We start from the raw sequence: 22,130 nt of genomic DNA, 5'->3' as shown, positions 1-22,130 counted from the left end.
GCGCGGTGGTCTCCCCGCCCCGGGGCCGTACGGGGTGGGTCAGGCGGTCTGGTCGAGCGCCAGTCGGGCGATGCCCGCGACGTCGGCGAGGAGCGCGCACAGCGAGTCGACGTACTGCTCCGGGCCGGCCTCCAGGGCCGCTCGGAACAGCGCGGGCGGGGTCTCCCTGTCGTCGTTGCAGTAGGCGATGAGGAACCGGGCGGCGAACGCCTTGGGCGGGTGGTTGCTGAGCGATCCGGGTTGCAGCTCCTCGATGACCCACATGTCGCCCTGGTCGGGGCGGGGCGCGCGGTCGCCGTAGATCTTCTTCAGCGCGCCTTTGCCGATCTCGGCGAAGCCGCAGCAGGCGGCGTACATGTCGAAGGGGTCGCCGGTGTTGCCGATGGTGTCGAGGGCGTCGGCGATGCGGTCGAGGTCGCGGTCGACGGCGGCGTTGAACGCGCGGATGACGAGCTGGCCGAGCTGGTCCTGGTCCATCAGGTCTGTCCGTTCTGCTGGTGGTGGTCCGCGTCCTTGAGGGCGCGGTAGGTGTAGAAGGCGCCGGGACTCGGGGCCGGTGCAGGCAGGCCCTTGACGGCCCACGGGGAGTGGCGGTCGCACTTCCAGCCGGTGGCGTAGAAGCGGACGTCGCCGTCGTGGTCGTCGCGGGGCACGTCGCACGGCTCCGGGTCCCGGCTGTTCACGCCGCGCCGCCGAAGATCGCGCTGTACAGCTGGTCGACCTTGCGGGCCTCGGCCCGGTCGGTGCGGTCGGCGTGGTGGCCGGGCTTCACGCAGCCCTCGCGCCCGCAGGACGGGAGCGCGTAGCCGTCCGGCTCCCGGCCGGTGGCGATGCGGTAGGCGATCCGGTAGGCGCTCAGGGTGCGGCCCCCGTGGCGGAGCGAGGGCGCGCCGCTGTTGTTGCGGTAGCCGGTCCACACCATGTGGTCGCCGACCGGCTTCACCCGCCGCCAGAACAGGTCTTCCGCGGTGGCCGCCGGCCGCCGTCCGGGCTTGGGCTGCGGCAGGCCGAGGACGGTACGGGCCCGCGCTGGCGTGCTGGGGTCGACGCCGAGGCGGCGGGCGATCTCAGCGTTGGTGTGCCCGGCAAGCAGCAGCTCGCGGACGTCGCCGCGGATGTACGTCACTGGGTCACCCCCCGGATGCCCAGCGGGTCCTCGCCGGGGGCGAGGCCGGTGACGACGAGGACGATCTGGCCGCCCTTCACCACCCGGCCGAGCCGCATGTCCGGGCCCACGACGCGGGTGTGGTCGTCGTCCTCGAGGACGCCCGCGTCAACGAGCCCGTCGACCGCGGCCTTGAAGGAGGGGTAGAGGTTGGCCGGGTCGGCGCGCCGGTTGGAGCCGGGGTGGACGACGCCGAGGATGTGCGCCCGCTCGAACAGCGGGCCGGGCTTGGCCGCGGCGAGCGCGTCCATGAGGGCGGGGCACTCGGCGACGGCTTCCATCGCGGCGGCCCGCAGCGCGGCGGTGCGTTCGGCCTTCTGCCGGTAGTGCAGCCGGTGGTTGGAGTTGAGCAGCTTCAGGCCGGCGGGCAGGGCGATGACGAACGGGGCGGTGTCAGCCACGGGGCACCGCCGTGGGCGTCTCGCAGCGGCACGTCCAGCAGACGCGGGTGCCGGTGCCGGTGAAGGCGTGCAGCCTCACCCGCTCCTCTGCCGGGCAGTACGCCTCGTCGTCCGCTCCGGTCGGCCGGAACAGTTCCTCGAGCGTCACCGTCCCTTCGAGGACGCGCGGCGCGGCCGGGGTGCGGCGGGCCAGCAGGGCGACGGCGGCGATGGCCAGCACGAGACCGAGCGCGGAGTAGGCGAGCGTCACGACGTCGCCCCCTCGGCAGCGCGCTCCTTGCCGATCCGCACGACCATCTCCCCGATGGCTTCTTCGTCGCCGACCTCGTTCGTGACGAACGCACCGAGCTGGTTCGACTGCTTCAGCTCGAAGTGGATCTGCCGTAGCCGTCCCGCGCTGGTTCCCGGGTTGCAGATCTCGTCCAGGTACGACACAGCCGAACGGACGGACGCCTCACCGCGATCGATCGTGCTGTTCCCCGGGTCCGGGTCCCCCGTGGGCACAAGGCCGGCGTTGAGGAGCAGCACCCGCAGCGCCACCGACTGCGCCTTCGCCGTTCCCTTGTCGCCGGAGTCCAGAGCCTCGCCCTGCGACTGCGCGACCAGGACGTCCCCGCGAGGGCCGACGATGTGCCACGTCACATTCACCGTGCACTCGCGGGTGGCCTTGCCCTTCGCGGTCTTCGTGTCCCGGTAGGTGGCGTCCACCCGGTGTGGGATGACGTTGACGCCGTGCCGCATCGTGACCGGCGCGAACGCCTGGACTGTGGCGTCGACACCGCGGAAGTTGTAGCGGGAGTAGCCGTCGTTGTACTGCTCGGTCTTACCGATGGCGCGAATGTCCTTGCGGACCCTGATCCATGCGATGTGGACGGGCACCATGTCCGGGTCGTCGTCGCCGGGCTCGTATCCGGCCATCGGATCCACGGTCGGAGTGGTGTACTCCGGCTCGTGGAACGGTGCCTCAGCAACCGGGGACGGGCTGGTGTCGGCGCGACCGGCAGCTGCCGCCGCGCGCTCAGCGAGCGTGCTCATGCGTTGTGCTCCTCACGGACAGAGCGGGGAATGGTCAGGCGGCGGGAGACGCGGTCCTCCACGCAGTCCGCGTAGGCGTCGGGCCAGCGCTCGGCGAGCCGCTTGGTGTCGCAGTACTCGCGGCGCGTCTCGTCGAGGGACACGAATGGCCTGTCGAGGACGGTGGCGGCCTCAGCACCCCCGAGCCCGGCGAGGATTCGCGCCTTCGCCGCCTTCTTCCGGCGGCCGGCCTCCGTCTCGTCGTTGTGCGCGTCGAGGTAGTCGGCGACGGCGTCCTGTGTGTCGACGTCTCGGGTGAGGTCCACGGCCCCGGCGCGGTCGGGGTGGAGCCGCTCGTACAGGTCGAGGAGGACATCCGGGTCGGCGTCGTGGGCGAGGACCGGCGGGCGCCGCTCGGTGATCTGCTGCCATGCCCGCTCACCGGCAGCCCGCAGATCGTCGACGAGCTGTGCATGGTCAGCGACCCGGATGACGTACTGCCGGTAGTCGTTGCCGCCGATGAGCACCGCAGCGTGGATGTGGTCGAAGCCGCAGACGATGGCCTGCCACAAGGTCTGCACGAGGACGTCGTCGGCGACGCCCTTGCGGAACTGGCCGGCCTTCATCTTGTCTCGACACTTGATCTCGACGGCACACTTCTCCCGGCCGTCGGCGAGGGGGCATTCGAGGACGCGGCGGTCCAGGGTGCACATCTCGTGGGGGCGGTCGATGTTGGCGACCAGGCCGACCCGGCGGATCACGGAGCGGTTGCGCCGTGCCCACTCGCGGGCGACGGTCTCTTCGAACGCACGGCCCCAGAGAGCGGGCTCGCTGTCGTCGCTTTCGAGGGGGAGGCCGCCGGTCTTGTCGTGGTAGACGGAGAGGGCGTTGCCGTAGCGGCTGATGCCGAGGATGGCGGCGATGTCGCTGGAGCCGATGCCGGAGCGGCGGGCGGTGAGCCAGTCGGCGCGGTCGGCGTCGGCGGGGAGGATGAGCCGGCCGGTGGGGGTGACCCGGCGGCCGGCGGCCGGGGCCTGCGCCCCGGCCTGCACGGTGGTGGTGCTCACGAACGGTCCTTCCTGGTGGTGCTGGGGGCGTGGGCGGAGCCGGTGAGGCAGACCGCTGCGGCGGCGAGGACTCCCGCGGCGCTGGCGGCGGGCCCGGTGAAGGGGATGGCGGCGGCGAGGCTGGCGACGGCGGCCAGCAGCAGGACGGCGGACCAGTAGGCGGCGGTGAGCGCCGTACGACGGGCGGTCATGCCGTCTCACCGGCCTCGGTGACGTCGACCCAGCCGTCAGCCCACTCCTCATCCCGGAGGGACGCGGACGCCCACGGCGCGTTCGCCGTGCGCTGCTCGAAGCCGAAGGCGCGCCGGTTCCCGGTAGTCGGGTGGACGGCGACCGCGACGCACTGGAAGTGCGGCCGGACCTCAGGGGCCGTGAAGGGCTCGTTGACGGTGTAGGTGTGGCCGGGCTCGAAGAAGTCGGCGGGCAGCATCCGCACGTTGTCCGGACGGACCGCTCCCCGGTCGACCTTCGACGCCATCGCGGCGACCGCGTCAGCCTGCGCGGCCCGCATCTCGCCGCCCATCGCCCGGAACTCGCGGGCCTTCTTCACCAGCCACGCGGAGACCTCGGCGAGCACCTCGGCCCGGTAGGCGTCGAGAGCAGAGGCGACCTCAGGCTTCGACCAGACGGTCATGCTGCCCCGGTCGGTGCGGACCATGAGCTGCAGCAGCTCGCGGGCGTTCATCGGACGGCCTCCCCGGACTCGAGGTGCCAGGCGAGGACCAGCAGCCACGCCGCCAGCTGGAGCCGGACGCGCTGCACGGCCTGCTCGGCGGCCGTCTCGACGGCGTCGACCGGCAGGTGCGGCAGGTGCAGGTCTCGGTTCGCGGCGAACGCGGCGGCGGCGAGCAGCGGCAGCGTGCCCACACCCGCCGCACCGGCGAGCAGCCACTCGGGGACGGTCGCGGCGTTCACGCGGACACCTCGTTCGCGTCCGCCGCCGCCTCGAGCACCGCAACCGCCGACTCCGTGGTCCGCGACTCAAGGTCGCCCCACGCGTCGACGTGCGCCTCAAGGTCGAAGATCCCGCCGAACAGGGGCCCTTCGCCGTCGACCTCCAGCCTCAGCGCCAGCGTGCCGATCGCCTGGTCCGCCAACAGCGACGTCTGGTGCGGGTCGCCGGTCGTCACGCACTTCAGCGCCGCCACGATCGACATCGGCCGCATGAAATGCGGGATGCACATCTCCCGGTCCATCGCGTCCGGGACGAAGTCGCCCTGGTACAAGCCGTTCGACGCGATCAGCCGCGCCGCCGCCCGGAACACGCCGGACACGGTCATCGGCCGCGCCTGCGGCGACTCGTGCAGGGGGAGAACCCGCCGCCTGCTCTGCAACAATGTGGCCATCGGTGGCCTCACTTCCTGGAGTAGTGGGGTGCGCCGGTCGCGGGGCCGTCAGCCGGGCAAGGTGGGCGGCCCTTCGGCGCGTTCATGGGGTGGGTTCAGGCGCGGGCGGCGACGCCCTTACGCGCCACCTCCGCACGGACCTGCGCGGCGTCCTCGGCCTGCTCGGCGAGCCACGCCTTCACGTCCGCGAGGTTGAAGCGGCGCCGGCCACCCGGGATCCGCTCCATCGGGCAGCCGTTCTTCCGCCACTCGTTCACCGTCCACAGCGAGACGCCGAAGTAGGCGCGCAGCTGGTCGGTGGTGAGCATCGGCTGGAGGCCGGTGGGGGCGAGGATCTCGGCGCGCTCAGCGAGGGTCTGAGCCGTCATGGTCTTTACACCTTTCCACTGTGTCAGTAGAAACTGAGGGCATGTCGAAGTGCTGCTGGAGTGGCTCGTCCATCGCTGAGGTGATGAGCCACCCCGTGCGGAGCCTGCATCGGTCGGCGGCGGTCTTCCCGCTGCCGGTGACCTTCGCGACGGTCGCGACGCTCACCCCCTGCCCGCGGACGTCGACCTCTCGAGTTCGAGCGGCCAACTCGGCCTGCGTCACGCCGTGGCGCTTCATTGCGTCGCGGAGTGGCTTGCCTTCGTCCTTGCGGACCAGGTCTGTCATGTGTGCCTCGCGCCTGTCGGGGACTGCGTGACGCCCGGGGGCGTCGTTGCTACGTTTCTACTGTAGCAGTAGCAGTGTGCGCAAGTGTGCTGCCATGAGTTTCAGTGCGGGTAGCGGGAATCGAACGGCTGTTCTATGGTGTGTGCATATGACAGAGGCGACATCGCGTGACGGGGAGGCCACGCGGTGCGTACGTAACGCGCCACACTTCTACTTTGGCTTGCAAAAGTAGAAGATCATTGGGCACGCTTAGCGCGTGACAGACCAGGAGCGCACCGAAGACCTGGCGCAGCTACTCGCTCGACTCAAAGACGTCTACGACGTCAACGACAGCGAGATCGCGCGCCGCATCGGTGTCGCCCCTGCCACCGTGAACGCATGGGTCCACCGCCGGCGCGGCGGCGGCCGAGGCGTCAAGCGCGAATCCCTCGAGGCCCTCGCCGACGCCTTCCCCAAGTTCACCCGCGAAGAGATCTTCCGCGCCGCCGGCCGCGAGTCGCCCGGCCCCCTCCCCCCCGAGGCCGAAGCTCGCGTCCTCGAACTGTGGCGCGGACTCACCGAGGAGCAGCAGCGGTTGAAGGAGATCGAGCTGCGTGCGCTCGGCGAGGCCAACCGCACCGGTCAGTAGTGCAACCGTTTACGGTCCTCACGTGTCATAGCCAGAATGGCCGCGCTCACACCCCGTGAGATCTGATCAACAACACGTGTAACAGTGGTCGAAAATTCGCCCGCTCGGCGGTACGGTCATCCCCGTGACCGATGTCCTCCCCCATCGGTCGCAGGTCCCTGATCACCTGCGATAGCGGGGGTGTGCATGTGTGTTTCCGTCAGGTTCGTGTCCTCCAGTGCGCTTCCGGCCTTTGACGCCGACGCCCGCACGATCAGCATCCCCAACACCGCCACCTACGCGGACGCCATGACCGTCGTCCGCGCCATCCTGCGGGGACTGGTCGTCGACCAGCCTGCGTTCGGTGCAGTCTGCTGGTGCGGGGAGCCCGTCGACGTCGGCGTCCTCCCCCTCATACCCCAGCAGAAGATGAGCGAGCAGGTGGTGCGACATGGGGCGTAGAGCCTCGAACAACCCCCGGCAGCTGCGGGCCAAGAGCTGCGGCTGCCCGAAGTGCATCGAGAAGTACCCGCCCGAGGAGTACGGCGAGCGCACCCGCCGCCGCGACTGCCTCGGCAGCTGGCAGGCCCGGTACCGGGACGCCGACGGCGCGCAGAAGGCGAAGAACTTCGAGCGGAAGAAGGACGCTGACGCCTTCCTCGACCGAGTCCGGGAAGCCGTACGGTCCGGAACCTACCTCGACCCCAAGCGCGGCGAGATCACCCTTGCCGCCTGGTGGGCCGAGTGGTGGCCCGGCCACGAACCCGAGCGGCCCACCACCCGTAACCGGAAGCTGTCCCTGTGGACGGCCCACATCGAGCCGAAGTGGGGCCGGCGCAAGCTCTCCTCGATCCGGGCCGCCGAGGTGCAGGCGTGGATGCGGACAGAGGTCAAGGGCCACGCCACACAGGTCAAGGTGCGCGAGCTGTTCCGCGCGATGATGCGGGCCGCCGTCGTGGACGAGCGGATCGCGAAGAACCCGCTCGACACCGTCACCGTCACCGCGAAGGCGCCGGCCCGGCACCCGGACGAACTGCGCCCGCCGACCGAGGCCCAGTATGCGGAGATCCGCGAGGCGATCCCCGACTGGTACCGGCCCGTCGTGGACTTCGCCCACGAGACGGGCATGCGGTGGGGTGAGATCGTGGGCCTGCGCGCCTGCTACCTCGACCTCGAGGGCGCTGCCGCCGACGTCCGGCACATCATCGTGGACGACCGCGGCAAGGTCGTCCGCCAGAGCATGCCGAAGACCGTCGCGGGGTACCGCACGGTGCCGCTCACCGCGAACGCAGTGGAAGCCGCAAGGCTCATGCTCGAGCGCCTGCCGGCGTCCCGCGCGGTGACCGACGTCGACGACGGGCTGTGCCCCGAGGAGCTGGTGTTCCGCGGGCCGCAGGCCGGGGAGATCCGCCCGCTGCGCGGTGAGCGGGTGGAGCGCGCGGGCGTGCTGCGCGGCAACAACTTCCGGCGCCGGATCTGGATTCCGGCGATCAAGGAAGTGGGATTGGCGCGGCTCATCAAGAGCCCGGAGACGGGCCGTGAGGAGTACTGGCCGCGCTTCCACGACTACCGGCACGCCCTCGCGTCGCGTCTGCACGCGGCAGGGGTCAGTGAGAAGGACGTGCAGCTCATGCTTGGTCAGGAGCGTGGCGGGCGCGTTACGTGGCTCTACACGCACGGCAGCGAGGGTGCTGCGGACCGGCTGCGGCAGGCGCTGGAAGGTGGGGGAGCGCCCCGCCACCTGCGGTCCGTCTCATGACCGGCGAGGGCCCGGAGTCCACACGGAGTCCACGAAACCCCCGCACTGACGCTCACCGAATCTCACTGACGCACACTCTGGTCGGTGCGTCACCGCGTTGACCTGCGCACACCGGGGCCCACTGAGACACACTCTCCCTCACGGGGGCGGCTACGTGTCTTTGCATGGCAGATGTCAGGGGTTCGACTCCCCTAGGCTCCACAGAGAAGACCCCTCCACCTGCGGAAACGCGGTGTGAGGGGTCTTGTTTCACGTGAAACGACGCGGCGGGACAGAGGGCCAACTCCTCTGTCCCGCCGCGTCGTTCGCGCCGTTCCTCGTGGTGACCGCCAGCTTCTGCGGTCACTCCTCGTCGCGCTTGACGGCCTCTTCCTCGGCCTCCTTGGCCGCGACCTCGGGGTCCAGGGTCCCCACGTCGCTGCCGTCCACGGAGGTCAGGGTGGTCGAGCCGGACACGTCCGTCGCAGCCGGCGGTTCCACCAGCCAGTCGGGGTTGGCCTGCTTGTCCCACCACTTCCAGGCGGCATAGGCGCCTCCTGCCACGGCGCCCAGGATCAGCACGACCTTGGCCGCACGGCCGGCCGCGGCCCGCCGCTGCCGCTTGCGCACGAGCTTCTGGATCTGCTGGGCCGTGACCTGGCCCCGCAGGGCGGCGAGTGCGGCCGCGCTCCTTGCCGCGGCCTCCTCCCGTGCGGGTCCGGCGGCGGCCACCGCCTGCTCGAGCACCGGCCGGGAGTACTCCGCGGCCTGGCGCGCGGCGAGGCGCGTGCGGACGGCGGCCTGGTGGGCGGCCTTGTCGACCTTCGGCGGCACGTGGGTCCGGGCCTGTTCCAGATAGGGCTGCACACGGGCGTCGTACTGCACGCGCGCCTGTTCGGCGGCCACGCGTGCCTGCTCCGCGGCCTGCGTCACCTTGGGCGCGAGCCGTACGCGGGCCTCCTGTGCGTAGTGCGCGGCCCTGACCTTGGCCGTGTCGGCGTAAGGCGCCACCACTTCCGCGGCGTGCAGCACGCTCTCCTTCGCCGAACCGGTCGCGGCGCGCACGCTGTCGATGCGGGTCACGAGTTCCTCCTCCTCGGTGGCGTACGGTATTTCGACTTTCCACCCTTTTCCGGATCATGCCTGCCGGGTCGGCATGCGGCATGCGTGGACGGGCGAACGGGTGCCGTCCTCGGTGACCGTCGGCGGTATCCAGGGCAAGGGGGGCGAATACGGTGCAACGGGTGTTTGCCGCCGACGATGCCACGGATCGGCACGATGTGCCCCCGGCGCGGAAGGACCCGTGACGATTTCCGCAAGCGGTACGGCCCCGGACAGCCCCTCTCCACCGAGGCCGGGCGACTGCGCGGCCGGTCCGTGCGAGGATCAGGGAGTCACGGAAAGACAACGGAAGGCACATCGTGGCTACGCAGCTCTACGCCACCCTGAAGACCAATCACGGCGACATCCAGGTCCAGCTCTTCCCGGACCACGCGCCGCAGACGGTCAAGAACTTCGTCGAGCTCGCCAAGGGCGAGCGGGAGTGGACCCACCCCCAGACCGGGCAGAAGACCACGGACAAGCTCTACGACGGCACGGTCTTCCACCGGGTGATCAGCGGCTTCATGATCCAGGGCGGTGACCCGCTGGGCAACGGCACCGGCGGCCCCGGCTACCAGTTCGGGGACGAGTTCCACCCGGACCTGCGCTTCGACAAGCCCTACCTGCTGGCAATGGCCAATGCGGGTCCGGGCACCAACGGCTCGCAGTTCTTCATCACGGTCTCCCCCACGGCCTGGCTGAACCGAAAGCACACGATCTTCGGCGAGGTCACCGACGCCGCCAGCCAGAAGGTCGTCGACACCATCGCCTCGACGCAGACCAACCCGCGCACCGACCGTCCGCTGAAGGACGTGGTCATCGAGTCGGTCGAGATCCACGAGGGCTGAGCCCCTCGCTCCCCGGGGCGCGAAAGCCTCCAAGGGAACCAATCGCCCCGCTCATCCGTAAGGATGGGCGGGGCGGGGCTTTTCCAACGACCTAGGGGATCTCATGGAAGACCAGGCCGCCGGCGGCCGGCAGGACGCCCAGCGCGTCCCCGGCTGTTATCGCCACCCGGACCGCGAGACCGGCGTCCGCTGCACCCGGTGCGAGCGGCCGATCTGCCCGGAGTGCATGGTCGAGGCCTCGGTCGGTTTCCAGTGCCCGGAGTGCGTCCGCGGCGGTGGGGGCACGGGGCACGCGCCGTCCGCCTCCCTGCCCCGCACCCTGGCCGGGGGGACCGTCGCCGCGGACCCCCGGCTGGTGACCAAGATCCTCATCGGGATCAACGTCGCGGTCTTCCTCGCCGTGACGATCGAGAAGTCACTGCTGTCCGATCTCTACCTCGTGGGCGCCTGGCCGCCGGCGCCGTTCACGCCCACCCAGGGCGTGGCGGACGGTGAGTGGTACCGCCTGGTGACCTCGATGTTCACGCACGAGGAAATCTGGCACATCGGCTTCAACATGTTCAGTCTCTGGCTGCTGGGCGGACCGCTGGAGCAGCATCTGGGCCGGGCACGCTACCTCGCGCTGTATCTGATCTCCGGTCTTGCGGGCAGCGCCCTGACGTATCTGCTGGCCGGGGGGAGTACGCCCTCGCTCGGCGCGTCGGGTGCGGTCTTCGGGCTGTTCGGCGCGACGGCCGTGCTGATGCGCCGCCTCCGCTACGACATGCGGCCGATCATCGCTCTGCTGGCGATCAACCTCGTCATCACCTTCAGCTGGGCCGGCATCGCCTGGCAGGCCCACATCGGCGGTCTGGTCGCCGGTGTCGTCATCGGCTACGCGATGGTGCACGCTCCGCGCGAGCGGCGGGCGCTGGTGCAGTACGGCACCTGTGCGCTGGTGCTGGGCGTGGTCGTGCTGCTCACCCTGGTGAGGACCGCGCAGCTCACCTGAGCCGGAGTTTGTCCACAGAGGGTGCCGGATCTTGTGCACATCGTGCGAGACATGTGCCGTGTTCGGTCACTGACCGCTGTTTCCGCAGCTCAGGGCCTATACGAACAGGCTTTCGGTTGGTGGTGTTTCTGTCACACCGGCGTCAACCTCGAAGAGGGTTATCCACAGATCGGGTCCTCTATCCACATGTGGACAAGGGCTGTGGATAACTCAGGGGATAACCCTGCCCAGAGCTGTGGACCCCTCCGGGCAGGGCAGGCTCAGCGGCCGGCCGGAGCCGTGCGCAAAGCCCGGTCCGGCGCTACTTCCACTGCGTGGAGACGCCGAACCCGGCGGCGATGAAGCCGAAGCCCACCACGATGTTCCAGTTGCCCAGCTTGTCGATGGGCAGGGAGCCGTCCGTGACGTAGAAGACGACGATCCAGGCCAGGCCGATGAGGAACAGCGCCAGCATCACCGGCGCGACCCAGGCGCGGTTGGTCAGCTTGATCGCGGCCGTCTGCTTGGCCGGCGGCGGCGTGTAGTCGGCCTTCTTGCGGATACGTGACTTCGGCACGAGGGTCTCTCCTGTCGATGCGCTGCGTGGCCGCGCAGGGTCTGGGTCGGGCTCGGGGCAGCGTACAAGGGGACTCTGAGTGCTCCCCCGGGCGTCCGTTAGCGTAGTGCTTCTACGGCGCCGAAGGAGATAAGGGTACGTTGAGCAATTCTGCCGACTCCCGGGGGACGGAATCCAGTCCCGCGGCGCGCCCACGCCGTCTGCGTCCGGTGCGGGTGCTCACCGCGGGCATCTTCGCCCTCGCGGGCCTGCTCTTCTTCGTCAGCTTCGACACGGCCAAGGGCACCAACATCCGCACGGACGCCTCCCTGCTGAAGCTGTCCGATCTGATCCACGAGCGCAGCCGCAAGAACGCCGAGCTCGACGAATCCAACGGCGCGTTGCGCGAGGACATAGAGGCCCTGGCCGAGCGGGACGACGGCAGCACCGAGGCCGAGGACGCCAGACTCGCCGACCTGGAGAAGCGTGCCGGGACGCAGAAGCTCAAGGGTGAGGCGATCACCGTCACACTGAACGACGCGCCGCCGGACGCCACGGCCAAGCTCCCCGGCTATCCCGAGCCGCAGCCGGACTACCTGGTCATCCACCAGCAGGACCTCCAGGCCGTGGTGAACGCCATGTGGCAGGGCGGCGCCGAGGGCATCCAGGTCATGGACCAGCGGCTGATCTCCACCAGCGCCGTCCGCTGCGTGGGCAACACCCTGATCCTCCAGGGCCGCGTCTACTCCCCGCCGTACACGATCACCGCGGTCGGGGACCCGGAGAAGCTGAAGAAGGCGCTCGCCGCCTCGCCGGCGATCCAGAACTACATGGTCTACGTCAACGTCTACGGCCTCGGCTGGGAGGTCGAGGACGAGGGGACCACCACCCTGCCCGGCTACTCCGGCACGGTGGACCTGCACTACGCCGAACCCGTGGACTGACACCCGCCGTCCCCCTGCCCGGCCGGTTTCACGTGGAACATGCGCGCGGTATCGAGGCGATCGGCCCCGCGGCACGTACTGAGGGGTGCGCACAGCGGACCGGTCAGCTTGTCACACAGCCTGTGGAGGCCGGGAAACAGAGGGCGTTGCGCCGTTAGTCTGGTGGCGTACGGCGTGGGTCTGGTGCCGTGGTACGACGGAAGGGACGGCATGTACAGCTGGATCTGGCGGCATCTGCCGGGCAACGGATGGGTGAGGGCACTCATCTCACTCGTGCTGATCACCGTCGTGGTCTACGTCCTCTTCCAGTACGTCTTCCCGTGGGCGGAGCCGCTGCTGCCCTTCAACGATGTGACGGTGGACAACCAGTGAGCGCGCGCATTCTCGTCGTCGACAACTACGACAGCTTCGTCTTCAACCTCGTCCAGTACCTGTACCAGCTGGGCGCCGAGTGCGAGGTCCTGCGCAACGACGAGGTGGCCACGTCGCACGCCCAGGACGGTTTCGACGGCGTGCTGCTGTCCCCCGGCCCCGGGACCCCCGAAGAGGCCGGGGTCTGCGTGGACATGGTGCGGCACTGCGCCGCGAACGGGGTGCCGGTCTTCGGCGTCTGCCTGGGCATGCAGTCGATGCAGGTGGCGTACGGCGGTGTCGTCGACCGCGCCCCCGAGCTGCTGCACGGCAAGACCTCCCCGGTGACGCACGAGGGCAAGGGCGTCTTCGCCGGTCTGCCCTCCCCGTTCACCGCCACCCGGTACCACTCGCTGGCCGCCGAGCCGGCCACCGTGCCCGCCGAGCTGGAGGTCACGGCCCGCACCGCGGACGGCATCGTGATGGGGCTGAGGCACCGTGAACTCCCGGTCGAGGGGGTGCAGTTCCACCCCGAGTCGGTGCTGACCGAGCACGGCCACCGGATGCTGGCCAACTGGCTTGCGGAGTGCGGCGACACGGAGGCTGTGGCGAGATCGGCGGGGCTCGCCCCGGTGGTGGGCAGGTCCTCGGCGTGACGGCGCTGCGCCCCGAGCGCGAGTCCGGCGCCCACGGATACGGCGCCGGCGACCAGGGCACCTCGTACGGCGGGCAGCCGTACGGGGTCCAGGGTGCGTACGGGGACGGCTGGTACGGCCGGGCGGCGACGCCCGACCCCCGCACGGGCGGTGCCGAGGACGCCACCGCGCAGCTCCCGGCGATCGACGAGGAGACCGTCGCGCTGCGCATCCCGGACCCGCCTCCGCGGACGACGCGCGAGGAGGCCCCGCCGGCCGGGGGCCGGGCGGCCCGCAGGAAGGCCGCCAGGAAGCGCCACGGACGCCGTGGAGGCTCCCACAAGGCCGGGGACGGGTCAACGGCCGGAAGAGCAGCCGGCAACGCCTCTGAGGGGGCGACAGGGGCTCCGCTGTCCCGGGTGGAGGCACGCCGCCAGGCACGGGCGCGCAAGCCCGGTCCGGCGGTCGTGGCGAGCCGCGCCATCGGTGAGGTGTTCATCACCACCGGCGTGCTGATGCTGCTGTTCGTGACGTACCAGCTGTGGTGGACGAACGTGCGTGCGCAGGCGCAGGCCGGCAAGGAGGCCAGCGACCTCCAGCAGGACTGGGCGAACGGCGAGCGCAGGCCCGGCGCGTTCGAGCCCGGGCAGGGCTTCGCGCTGCTGCACATACCGAAGCTGGACGTGGTCGTGCCGATCGCCGAGGGCATCAGCAGCAAGAAGGTGCTCGACCGGGGCATGGTCGGCCATTACGCGGAGGGCGCGCTGAAGACGGCGATGCCGTACGACAAGACCGGCAACTTCGGTCTTGCGGGGCACCGCAACACGCACGGGGAGCCGTTCCGGTACATCAACCGGCTGCAGCCGGGCGATCCGATCGTCGTGGAGACGCAGGACAAGTACTTCGTCTACAAGACGGCGTCGATGCTGCCGGTGACGCCGCCGAGCAACGTCAGCGTCCTCGACCCGGTGCCCAAGGGCTCGGGCTTCACCGGACCGGGCCGCTACATCACGCTGACCACGTGCACACCTGAGTTCACCAGCAAGTACCGCTTGATCGTCTGGGGTCAGATGGTCGAGGAACGGCCGCGCAGCAAGGGCAAGCCGGATGCGCTCGTCAGTTAAGGGCAGAGGAAACGTGGCAGCGACCGCCGACGACACCGCACAGCACACGCACGCGTCCCCGCCTCCCCGGGGGCGCCGCCGTCTGGGGCCGGTGGCCATGGTGATCAGCTTCTTCGGGGAGATGCTCATCACCGCGGGCGTGGTGCTCGGCCTGTTCGTCGTCTACTCGCTGTGGTGGACGAACGTCGTCGCGGACCGCGCCGCGGACCGGCAGGCGGACAAGGTCCGCGACTCCTGGGCCCAGGAGCCGGAAGGCGCCGGACGCGACGCGCCCGCCGTCTACGACAGCAAGAACGGCATCGGCTTCCTGCACGTGCCCACGATGAGCGACGACGACATCCTCGTGGAGAAGGGCACGTCGATGAAGGTCCTCAACGACGGCGTCGCCGGCTACTACACGGACCCCGTGAAGGCGACGCTGCCGACGTCCGGAAAGAAGGGCAACTTCTCCCTCGCCGCGCACCGGGACGGCCACGGCGCCAAGTTCCACGGCATCCACAAGATCAAGAAGGGTGATCCTATCGTCTTCGAGACGAGGGACACGTGGTTCGTCTACAAGGTCTACGGCATCCTCCCCGAGACCTCGAAGTACAACGTCGGCGTCCTCGGCAAGGTCCCCGAGGAGTCTGGCCGCGAGAAGGCCGGCCACTACATCACGCTGACGACCTGCACACCGATCTACACCAGCAAGTACCGCTACGTCGTCTGGGGCGAGTTGGTGCGCAAGGAGAAGGTGGACGAGAACAGGACTCCGCCGGAGGAACTGCGCTGAGCGCCTTCCTTTCCACGGGACAGCAAGGAGCCCCGGCCCCCTCCGAAGAGGGGGCCGGGGCTCCTGTCGTACGGGACCCGCGGGTCAGTCGAAGAAGCCGCCGTCTCCGCCACCGCCGCCGCCGCCGACCGTGAAGAGGGTCACTCCGGTGCCCTTGTCCACCGGGTTGTCCTGGCCCGGGTTGGAGCCGATCACACGGGCGTTGGGGTCGTTGGGCCCGGTCACGCCGGCGACGGAGAGGCCCGCCTCCTGGAGCATGCGCTGGGCGTCCTCGAGCCGCTGGCCGTTGACCTTGGGCACGGCGACCTTCTCGGGTGCCTTCGCCTTACCGATGAAGATCTGGACCTGGGTGTTCTTGGAGACCTGGGTGTTCGCCGAGGGCGAGGTGCGGATGACCTTGCCGACCAGGTTCGGGTCGTCGGTCTCCTCTTCGACGCAGGTGCCGGTGAGAGCGTTCGCCGTCATCTGGGCCGTGGCCTCTTCACAGCTCTTGGTGACCACGTCCGGGATCGTGACCTTCTCCTCGGCCTTCGCGACCGTGAGGGTGACGGTGGTGCCCTTCTCCACCTCTTCACCGAGGTCCGGGTTCTGCTCGATGACCGTCCCCGGTTCCTCGCCGCTGATCTCTTCCTCGACCTCGACGACGAACCCGTACTTCTCGCCCTCGAGTTCGGCCTTGGCGTCCTCGAGCTTGTCGCCGATCACGCTCGGCACCGCGACCTTGGGCGCACCGGTGGATACATCGAGACTGATGGTGTCCCCCTTGTCCACCCTGGTCCCGGGCTTAGGGTCCTGATCACAGATATTGCCCCTGGCTTGGTTCTCGCAGGGCTTCTCCGTGAAGCTCAGCTCCAACTCGCTGTTGGTGGCGAGTTTCTGGGCGTCCGCCTTGGTCACACCGACGAAGTTGGGGGTCGCGACAGTGCTGTTGTCCACGCTGTCGCCGCTGATCGCCCACCGGCCGATCAGGATGGCGCCGATCAGGACCAGAACACCGGCCACGACCAGCAATATCGTGCTGGTGTTGTTCTTCTGCGGGCGGCGCCGGCTCTGACGCTCGTCGTAGCCGTAGCCCCCGTCGTCCGGGTTCATGGGCGGCAGCATCGAGGTGGCGCCCGCGCCCGGGCCGGCGTCCGCGCGCAGCGCCGTCGTCGGCTGGTCGTCCGGGTAGCCGCCGTAGCCGACGGCGCCCATGGCGGCCGTCGCCGCGACCGGCTGGCCGTCGAGGCAGGCCTCGATGTCGGCGCGCATCTCGTCGGCCGACTGGTAGCGGTAGTCGGGGTCCTTGACCAGCGCCTTCAGTACGATCGCGTCCATCTCGGGCGTGATCTCGGGGTCGAAGACGCTCGGCGGCTGCGGCTCCTCCCGCACATGCTGGTACGCGACCGCGACGGGGGAGTCGCCGACGAACGGCGGCCGCACGGTGAGCAGTTCGTACAGCAGGCAGCCCGTGGAGTACAGGTCGGACCGCGCGTCGACCTGCTCGCCCTTGGCCTGCTCCGGGGAGAGGTACTGGGCGGTGCCGATGACGGCGGCGGTCTGGGTCATCGTCATGCCGGAGTCGCCCATGGCGCGGGCGATGCCGAAGTCCATGACCTTGACCTGGCCGTTGCGCGTCAGCATGACGTTGGCGGGCTTGATGTCGCGGTGGACGATGCCGGCCCGGTGGGAGTACTCGAGCGCCTGGAGGATGCCGATGGTCATCTCCAGCGTCCGCTCCGGCAGGAGCTTGCGACCGCTGTGCAGCAGCTCACGGAGCGTGGAGCCGTCGACGTACTCCATGACGATGTACGGGATGGAGACCCCGTCGATGTAGTCCTCGCCCGTGTCGTAGACCGCGACGATCGCGGGATGGTTGAGCGAGGCGGCCGACTGGGCCTCCCGGCGGAACCGGGCCTGGAAGGACGGGTCACGCGCAAGATCGGCGCGCAGCGTCTTCACTGCCACGGTGCGGCCGAGACGGGTGTCGTGCGCGAGGTAGACCTCCGCCATTCCACCGCGACCGAGCACCTGGCCCAGTTCGTACCGGCCGCCGAGGCGACGCGGCTCTTCCATAGCTACCTACCAGCCCTCTCCGTCGGTCCCGACCGGCACCCTTGTGCGATCGGAGGCTGCGTTCCGGGCCTACCGTACCCGGCTCTTTTTCTGTGCCCTGGCAAAGTGCGTCAGCCGATACAGGACCGGTACCGCAACGTGCACCGATGTGAAGCGGACGTGACCGGGGTCACTGCTTGCTCTTGAGGACCGCCTCCATCACGCTCTTGGCGATCGGGGCGGCGAGGCCGCCGCCGGAGATGTCACCTCGCACCGCGTTCTCGTCCTCGATGACGACCGCCACGGCGACCGGCGCGCTGCCGTCGCCGGTCTTGGCGTAGGAGATGAACCACGCGTACGGGTTCTTGCTGTTGTTCTCGCCGTGCTGGGCGGTACCGGTCTTGCCGCCGACCGTGACGCCGTCGATCTTGGCGTTGCCGCCGGTGCCGTCGTTGACGACGGTCTCCATCATCGACTGGAGGATCTGGGCGTTCTCCGGCGAGAGCGGCTCGCTCAGCTTCTCCGGGTCCGTCTTCTCGACGGTGTCCAGGCTCGGCGTCTGCAGCTCGTCGACCATGTACGGCTTCATCAGTGTGCCGTTGTTGGCGACGGCGGCGGCGACCATGGCCATCTGCAACGGGGTCGCCGCGGTGTTGTACTGGCCGATGGAGGACAGCGCGACCTGCGACGGCTCCATGTCCTTGTCGAACAGGGAGGCGCTGGTGCGGACCGGCGTGAAGTGCTCCTGGCCGAAGCCGAACTTCTTGGCCGTCTCCAGCATCTTGTCGTTGCCGAGGTCGGTGCCGAGCTTGCCGAACACGGTGTTGCACGACACACGGAGCGCCTCGCGGAGGCTGGCGTCCTTGCAGGGCAGGTCGCCGTCGTTCTTCAGCTCGGTCGTGGTGCCCTTCATGATGTAGGGCAGCGGGGTGTCGGTCTTCTGGTCCGCGTCCTCGACCATGCCGTGCTCCAGCGCGGCGGCCGCCGTGACGACCTTGAAGGTCGAGCCGGGCGGGTACACCTCACGGAGCGCCCGGTTCAGCATCGGGTCGTCCGGGTTGTTCTTCTTCTGCAGCTTCTCCCACGCCTTGGCGTCCGTCTCCAGGCTGTTGCCCGCGATCGTGGACGGGTCGTACGACGGGTACGAGGCGAGCGCGAGGATCTTGCCGGTGGACGGCTCCAGGGCGACGACGGAACCCTTGCCGCCCTGCTTCTTCAGGCCGTTGTAGGCGGCCTTCTGGGCGGCGCCGCTGAGCGTGGTGACGACGTTGCCGCCTTGCTTCTTCTTGCCGGTCAGCATGTCGAGGGTGTTGCGGAAGAAGAGCCGGTCGTCGTTGCCGGTGAGGATGCCGTCCTCGATGGACTCCAGCTGGTTGGCGCCGAAGGCCTGGGAGACGTAGCCGGTAACCGGCGCCCACATGGCGCCGTTCTTGTACGTCCGCTTGTAGGCGAAGTCGCCGCCGGTGGCCTTGTGGCCGGTGATGGGCTCGCCGTCGACGATGATGTCGCCGCGCGGGGTGGCGTACCGCTCGATCGCCACCCGGCGGTTCTTCTCGTCCGTCCGGAGCTTGTCGGCCTGGGCGTACTGGATCCAGTTGTTCCGGACGAGCAGGGCGAGCATGAGCAGGCCGCAGAAGATGGCGACCCGGCGCAGGGGCTTGTTCACGGGCGGACCACCTGGGTCATCTCGGCGTCGGGGTTGGAGACGGGTGCGGGCGCCGGACGGCGGGCGGTGTCGCTGATCCTGAGCAGGATGCCGATCAGCGCCCAGTTGGCGATCACGGAGGAACCTCCGTAGGCCAGGAAGGGCATCGTCATACCGGTCAGCGGGATGAGGCCCATGACGCCGCCGGCCACCACGAAGACCTGGAGCGCGAAGGCGCCGGAGAGGCCGATGGCGAGCAGCTTGCCGAACGGGTCACGGGCGGCGAGCGCGGTGCGCACGCCCCGCTCCACGATCAGCGCGTAGAGCAGCAGCAGCGCCATGACGCCGGCCAGGCCCAGCTCCTCGCCGAAGGTGGCGAGGATGAAGTCGGAGTTGGCGGCGAAGCCGATGAGGTCGGAGTGGCCCTGGCCCCAGCCGGAGCCGAGCGTGCCGCCGGAGCCGAAGGCCCACAGCGCCTGCATGGCCTGCTCGGAGTGGACGATGCCGTCCTGGACGCCGGCGCGGCTCAGCTCGAACTCGCGCATCGGGTCCAGCCAGGCCTGCACACGCGTCTGGATGTGCGGCTCGAAGCTCGCGACGCCGACGGCGCCGGCCGCGGACATCAGCAGACCGAACACGATCCAGCTGGTCCGCTCGGTGGCGACGTACAGCATGATCACGAACATGCCGAAGAACAGCAGCGAGGTACCGAGGTCGGTCTCGAAGACCAGGATCAGGATGGAGATGATCCAGACCACGATGATCGGGCCGAGGTCACGGCCGCGCGGCAGGTACAGGCCCATGAAGCGGCGGCTGGCCAGGGCCAGCGCGTCCCGCTTGACCATCAGGTATCCCGCGAAGAACACCGCCAGGACGATCTTGGCGAACTCACCGGGCTGGAGGGTGCCGAGGCCGGGGATCTTGATCCAGATCCTCGCGCCGAAGACGTTGTGGCCGATGCCCGGGACCAGCGGAAGGAGCAGCAGCACCAGCGCGCCGGCCATCGAGATGTAGGTGTAGCGCTGCAGGACGCGGTGGTCCTTGAGGAAGAACAGCACGGCCACGAAGAAGGCCACGCCGATCGCCGAGTACATCAGCTGGCGTGGCGCCGCCTCCACGAAGGTCCGGCTCGCCTGGAGGCGCTCGGACTGGTCCAGACGCCAGATGGCGACGAGTCCCAGGCCGTTGAGCAGCGTGGCGAGCGGCAGCAGCAGCGGGTCCGCGTACGGCGCGAACTTGCGTACGGCGAGGTGGCCGAGGCCCGCCATCAGACCGAGGCCCAGGCCGTAGCTCAGCAGCCCGGCGGGCACCTGGTCGTCGAGGGCGAGACCCACGTTGGCGTAGGCGAAGACCGGGATGACGACGGCGAACACGAGCAGCGCCAGCTCGGTGTTGCGGCGGCTGGGCGCGCCGATGGCACCGATCGTGGACGTGTGCTGCGTCGACGGGTTGGAAGTACTGCTCATCGTGTGACAGGGCCTCTCACGGCTTGCCTACTGCTTACCGCACAGCGAGACGACCTTCTGCTCTTCCTCCGAGAGGCTGGGGCCGGGGCTGGTAGTGGGTGCGGTCGTGGACGGGGGCGTGGACTGCTCCGGGTCAGGGGCCTTCGCCGAGCCGGAAGGGTTCGGTGACGGCGATGCCTTGGACGCGAAGGAGGCGGGGGTGGTTCCCGTGGTGCCTCCGGCCTCGCCCTCGCCGGTGCGCGCGTTCTTCTCGGTGTCGGCGGCGCGCCGCTCGGCCTGCTTCTTGCACGCGGAGGCCTGGACGGCCAGTTCCTCGATCTTCTCCCGCGCGCCGTAGAGATCGCCCTCGACGATGGTCGCCTCGACCTGCTTGCGCTGGTAGGGCGGCAGGTACTTGAGTTCGATCTCGGGGTGGTCCTTCTCGACCTTCGAGAGGGACACCCAGGCCAGGTCCTGGTTGATGCCCCGGTACAGCGCGACGTGCTCGCCCTTGGCGCCGACGTAGTACTGCGTCTGCGTCCAGCGCCATCCGCCGTACAGGCCGGCGCCGATGACGGCCAGCGTGAGCAGGCTGTACACGGACCTCTTGATCCACCGGCGGTTCCTGGCGGGCTTGACGAAGTCGTCGTCGCCGTAGCCGAAGCCGTCGGTCTGGATGAAACCGGTGACGTCGCCGCTGCCGGGCGGGCCGAACTCGCCGCCCCCGCCGCGCCGCCGCCCGAGGCCGGAGGCACGGCCCGCGGGCGTCTGCATGATGCCGTTGTCGTGCAGCTGGTTCTGGTTCTCCGCGACGGCGCCGACCACGACCGGGGTGTCGGACAGCTGCCCGGCCAGGGTGTCCCCGGTGTCCAGGTCGAGCACGTCCGCGACGATCACGGTGATGTTGTCGGGCCCGCCGCCGCGCAGCGCCAGCTCGATCAGGTTCTGGACCGTCTCCTCGGGGCCCTGGTAGCTGGCCAGGGCCTCCTCGAGGGTCTGGTGGGAGACCACGCCGGACAGGCCGTCGGAGCAGATCAGGTAGCGGTCGCCGGCCCGGACCTCGCGGATGGAGAGGTCGGGTTCGACGTGCTCGCCGCTGCCCAGGGCCCGCATCAGCAGGGACCGCTGCGGGTGGGTGGTGGCCTCCTCCTCGGTGATCCGGCCCTCGTCCACCAGACGCTGCACCCAGGTGTGGTCCTGCGTGATCTGGGTGAGGACGCCGTCCCGCAGGAGGTAGGCACGGGAGTCGCCGACGTGCACCATGCCCAGGCGCTGGCCGGTCCACAGCAGCGCGGTCAGGGTGGTGCCCATGCCCTCGAGCTGAGGGTCCTCCTCGACCATCATGCGGAGCTGGTCGTTGGCCCGCTGGACGGCCGTGCCGAGGGAGGTGAGCAGGTCGGAGCCGGGCACGTCGTCGTCGAGGGCGACGATGGTGGAGATCGCCTCGGAGGAGGCGACCTCTCCGGCCGCGGCGCCGCCCATGCCGTCGGCGATGGCGAGCAGGCGGGGACCGGCGTAACCGGAGTCCTCGTTGCCCTCCCGGATCATGCCCTTGTGCGATCCGGCGGCGAAGCGCAGGGACAGACTCATGCGCACCTCGCCCGTCGGCTCCGGGTACAGCCGGTCGTGTCGAGCCACACTGCCCACCCTCCGGTCGGGAGCGCGCCGGGACCCTGGGTGAGGACCCCCACTGCGTGCTCGCTCCGCTCGCTC

Annotated in this window: 28 protein-coding genes; 10 read left to right on the top strand and 18 right to left on the bottom strand. The window is 69.7% G+C overall.

Features of this window, described 5'->3' with window-relative positions; translation table 11 throughout:
* Window positions 1-39: 39 nt before the first annotated feature.
* The 12 genes from ELQ39_RS15655 to ELQ39_RS15600 form a co-directional block, all read right to left on the bottom strand.
* A complete protein-coding gene (locus ELQ39_RS15655; protein WP_242592301.1) occupies window positions 40-477 on the bottom strand; it encodes a hypothetical protein in 438 nt (145 codons plus the stop codon).
* On the bottom strand, window positions 477-653 hold the full coding sequence (locus ELQ39_RS15650; protein ID WP_242592298.1) for a hypothetical protein: 177 nt from the start codon (window positions 651-653) through the stop codon (window positions 477-479). The genes ELQ39_RS15655 and ELQ39_RS15650 overlap by 1 nt, the downstream gene beginning before the upstream one ends.
* 26 nt (window positions 654-679) lie before the next feature.
* Window positions 680-1,126: a hypothetical protein gene (locus tag ELQ39_RS15645; protein ID WP_242592296.1), complete on the bottom strand. Its 447-nt coding sequence runs from the start codon at window positions 1,124-1,126 to the stop codon at window positions 680-682.
* Window positions 1,123-1,566 carry a hypothetical protein gene (locus tag ELQ39_RS15640; RefSeq protein ID WP_242592295.1) on the bottom strand — a complete coding sequence of 148 codons (444 nt, stop codon included), beginning with the start codon at window positions 1,564-1,566 and terminating at the stop codon, window positions 1,123-1,125. Before ELQ39_RS15640 ends, ELQ39_RS15645 begins: the two co-directional genes overlap by 4 nt.
* The gene (locus tag ELQ39_RS15635; protein ID WP_242592294.1) at window positions 1,559-1,816 is read right to left on the bottom strand and encodes a hypothetical protein; all 258 of its coding nucleotides are present in this window, start codon (window positions 1,814-1,816) and stop codon (window positions 1,559-1,561) included. The genes ELQ39_RS15640 and ELQ39_RS15635 overlap by 8 nt, the downstream gene beginning before the upstream one ends.
* Window positions 1,813-2,601, bottom strand: a complete 789-nt coding sequence (locus ELQ39_RS15630) for an ERF family protein (RefSeq protein WP_242592293.1) — start codon at window positions 2,599-2,601, stop codon at window positions 1,813-1,815. Before ELQ39_RS15630 ends, ELQ39_RS15635 begins: the two co-directional genes overlap by 4 nt.
* Window positions 2,598-3,647: a YqaJ viral recombinase family nuclease gene (locus ELQ39_RS15625; protein ID WP_242592292.1), complete on the bottom strand. Its 1,050-nt coding sequence runs from the start codon at window positions 3,645-3,647 to the stop codon at window positions 2,598-2,600. Before ELQ39_RS15625 ends, ELQ39_RS15630 begins: the two co-directional genes overlap by 4 nt.
* Complete coding sequence (locus ELQ39_RS15620; RefSeq protein WP_242592291.1) at window positions 3,644-3,838, bottom strand: hypothetical protein; 195 nt, start codon at window positions 3,836-3,838, stop codon at window positions 3,644-3,646. Before ELQ39_RS15620 ends, ELQ39_RS15625 begins: the two co-directional genes overlap by 4 nt.
* Window positions 3,835-4,332, bottom strand: coding sequence for a hypothetical protein (locus ELQ39_RS15615; protein ID WP_242592290.1), 498 nt, complete (start codon window positions 4,330-4,332; stop codon window positions 3,835-3,837). The genes ELQ39_RS15620 and ELQ39_RS15615 overlap by 4 nt, the downstream gene beginning before the upstream one ends.
* Window positions 4,329-4,562, bottom strand: coding sequence for a hypothetical protein (locus ELQ39_RS15610; protein WP_242592289.1), 234 nt, complete (start codon window positions 4,560-4,562; stop codon window positions 4,329-4,331). Before ELQ39_RS15610 ends, ELQ39_RS15615 begins: the two co-directional genes overlap by 4 nt.
* Complete coding sequence (locus ELQ39_RS15605; RefSeq protein WP_242592288.1) at window positions 4,559-4,993, bottom strand: DUF6197 family protein; 435 nt, start codon at window positions 4,991-4,993, stop codon at window positions 4,559-4,561. The genes ELQ39_RS15610 and ELQ39_RS15605 overlap by 4 nt, the downstream gene beginning before the upstream one ends.
* Before the next feature lie 95 nt (window positions 4,994-5,088).
* Window positions 5,089-5,361, bottom strand: a complete 273-nt coding sequence (locus tag ELQ39_RS15600; protein ID WP_242592286.1) for a helix-turn-helix domain-containing protein — start codon at window positions 5,359-5,361, stop codon at window positions 5,089-5,091.
* 542 nt (window positions 5,362-5,903) lie between these two features.
* On the opposite strand from ELQ39_RS15600, the gene ELQ39_RS15595 reads away from it, so the two are divergent.
* The 3 genes from ELQ39_RS15595 (at window position 5,904) to ELQ39_RS15585 (ending at window position 8,013) form a co-directional block, all read left to right on the top strand.
* Entirely contained in the window at window positions 5,904-6,275 is a 372-nt protein-coding gene (locus ELQ39_RS15595) for an XRE family transcriptional regulator (protein WP_242592284.1), read from the top strand.
* A gap of 207 nt (window positions 6,276-6,482) precedes the next feature.
* Entirely contained in the window at window positions 6,483-6,716 is a 234-nt protein-coding gene (locus ELQ39_RS15590) for a hypothetical protein (protein WP_242592282.1), read from the top strand.
* Window positions 6,706-8,013, top strand: a complete 1,308-nt coding sequence (locus tag ELQ39_RS15585) for a tyrosine-type recombinase/integrase (protein WP_242592280.1) — start codon at window positions 6,706-6,708, stop codon at window positions 8,011-8,013. The genes ELQ39_RS15590 and ELQ39_RS15585 overlap by 11 nt, the downstream gene beginning before the upstream one ends.
* Before the next feature lie 342 nt (window positions 8,014-8,355).
* Here the strand turns inward: ELQ39_RS15585 and ELQ39_RS15580 are convergent, their stop codons facing one another.
* Window positions 8,356-9,075 carry a DUF5324 family protein gene (locus tag ELQ39_RS15580; RefSeq protein ID WP_225626665.1) on the bottom strand — a complete coding sequence of 240 codons (720 nt, stop codon included), beginning with the start codon at window positions 9,073-9,075 and terminating at the stop codon, window positions 8,356-8,358.
* Window positions 9,076-9,413: 338 nt separating this feature from the next.
* On the opposite strand from ELQ39_RS15580, the gene ELQ39_RS15575 reads away from it, so the two are divergent.
* Together ELQ39_RS15575 and ELQ39_RS15570 are read left to right on the top strand one after the other, a co-directional pair.
* Window positions 9,414-9,941 (top strand): peptidylprolyl isomerase, encoded by a 528-nt coding sequence (locus tag ELQ39_RS15575; RefSeq protein WP_190004381.1) that lies wholly within the window; start codon window positions 9,414-9,416, stop codon window positions 9,939-9,941.
* Between the two features lie 103 nt (window positions 9,942-10,044).
* Window positions 10,045-10,932, top strand: coding sequence for a rhomboid family intramembrane serine protease (locus ELQ39_RS15570; RefSeq protein ID WP_225641943.1), 888 nt, complete (start codon window positions 10,045-10,047; stop codon window positions 10,930-10,932).
* A gap of 301 nt (window positions 10,933-11,233) precedes the next feature.
* Here the strand turns inward: ELQ39_RS15570 and crgA are convergent, their stop codons facing one another.
* Entirely contained in the window at window positions 11,234-11,488 is a 255-nt protein-coding gene (gene crgA, locus ELQ39_RS15565; RefSeq protein ID WP_006134093.1) for a cell division protein CrgA, read from the bottom strand.
* A 140-nt stretch (window positions 11,489-11,628) separates the two neighbouring features.
* Between crgA and ELQ39_RS15560 the strand changes: the two genes are divergently transcribed.
* From ELQ39_RS15560 to ELQ39_RS15540, 5 genes are all read left to right on the top strand, one after another.
* Window positions 11,629-12,411, top strand: a complete 783-nt coding sequence (locus ELQ39_RS15560) for a DUF881 domain-containing protein (RefSeq protein WP_190004379.1) — start codon at window positions 11,629-11,631, stop codon at window positions 12,409-12,411.
* A gap of 210 nt (window positions 12,412-12,621) precedes the next feature.
* On the top strand, window positions 12,622-12,783 hold the full coding sequence (locus ELQ39_RS15555) for a hypothetical protein (protein ID WP_156700673.1): 162 nt from the start codon (window positions 12,622-12,624) through the stop codon (window positions 12,781-12,783).
* Window positions 12,780-13,418 carry an aminodeoxychorismate/anthranilate synthase component II gene (locus ELQ39_RS15550; protein WP_242592278.1) on the top strand — a complete coding sequence of 213 codons (639 nt, stop codon included), beginning with the start codon at window positions 12,780-12,782 and terminating at the stop codon, window positions 13,416-13,418. Before ELQ39_RS15555 ends, ELQ39_RS15550 begins: the two co-directional genes overlap by 4 nt.
* On the top strand, window positions 13,415-14,521 hold the full coding sequence (locus ELQ39_RS15545; protein WP_242592276.1) for a class E sortase: 1,107 nt from the start codon (window positions 13,415-13,417) through the stop codon (window positions 14,519-14,521). The genes ELQ39_RS15550 and ELQ39_RS15545 overlap by 4 nt, the downstream gene beginning before the upstream one ends.
* 13 nt (window positions 14,522-14,534) lie before the next feature.
* Window positions 14,535-15,293 carry a class E sortase gene (locus tag ELQ39_RS15540; protein WP_242592274.1) on the top strand — a complete coding sequence of 253 codons (759 nt, stop codon included), beginning with the start codon at window positions 14,535-14,537 and terminating at the stop codon, window positions 15,291-15,293.
* Between the two features lie 84 nt (window positions 15,294-15,377).
* Here ELQ39_RS15540 and pknB read toward each other — a convergent pair whose 3' ends face one another.
* The 4 genes from pknB to ELQ39_RS15520 form a co-directional block, all read right to left on the bottom strand.
* Entirely contained in the window at window positions 15,378-17,348 is a 1,971-nt protein-coding gene (gene pknB, locus ELQ39_RS15535) for a Stk1 family PASTA domain-containing Ser/Thr kinase (RefSeq protein ID WP_242592272.1), read from the bottom strand.
* Between the two features lie 169 nt (window positions 17,349-17,517).
* Window positions 17,518-18,993 carry a peptidoglycan D,D-transpeptidase FtsI family protein gene (locus ELQ39_RS15530; RefSeq protein ID WP_225626671.1) on the bottom strand — a complete coding sequence of 492 codons (1,476 nt, stop codon included), beginning with the start codon at window positions 18,991-18,993 and terminating at the stop codon, window positions 17,518-17,520.
* Window positions 18,990-20,438, bottom strand: a complete 1,449-nt coding sequence (locus ELQ39_RS15525) for an FtsW/RodA/SpoVE family cell cycle protein (protein ID WP_190004373.1) — start codon at window positions 20,436-20,438, stop codon at window positions 18,990-18,992. The genes ELQ39_RS15530 and ELQ39_RS15525 overlap by 4 nt, the downstream gene beginning before the upstream one ends.
* 27 nt (window positions 20,439-20,465) lie before the next feature.
* A complete protein-coding gene (locus tag ELQ39_RS15520) occupies window positions 20,466-22,007 on the bottom strand; it encodes a Stp1/IreP family PP2C-type Ser/Thr phosphatase (protein WP_225626686.1) in 1,542 nt (513 codons plus the stop codon).
* Window positions 22,008-22,130: the final 123 nt, after the last annotated feature.

It is taken from the genome of Streptomyces sp. GB4-14 (assembly GCF_022696125.1).
Lineage (GTDB): Bacteria > Actinomycetota > Actinomycetes > Streptomycetales > Streptomycetaceae > Streptomyces > Streptomyces werraensis.
Note: the sequence above shows the minus strand (reverse complement) of the source record. Positions and strands in the feature narration are given on the sequence as shown.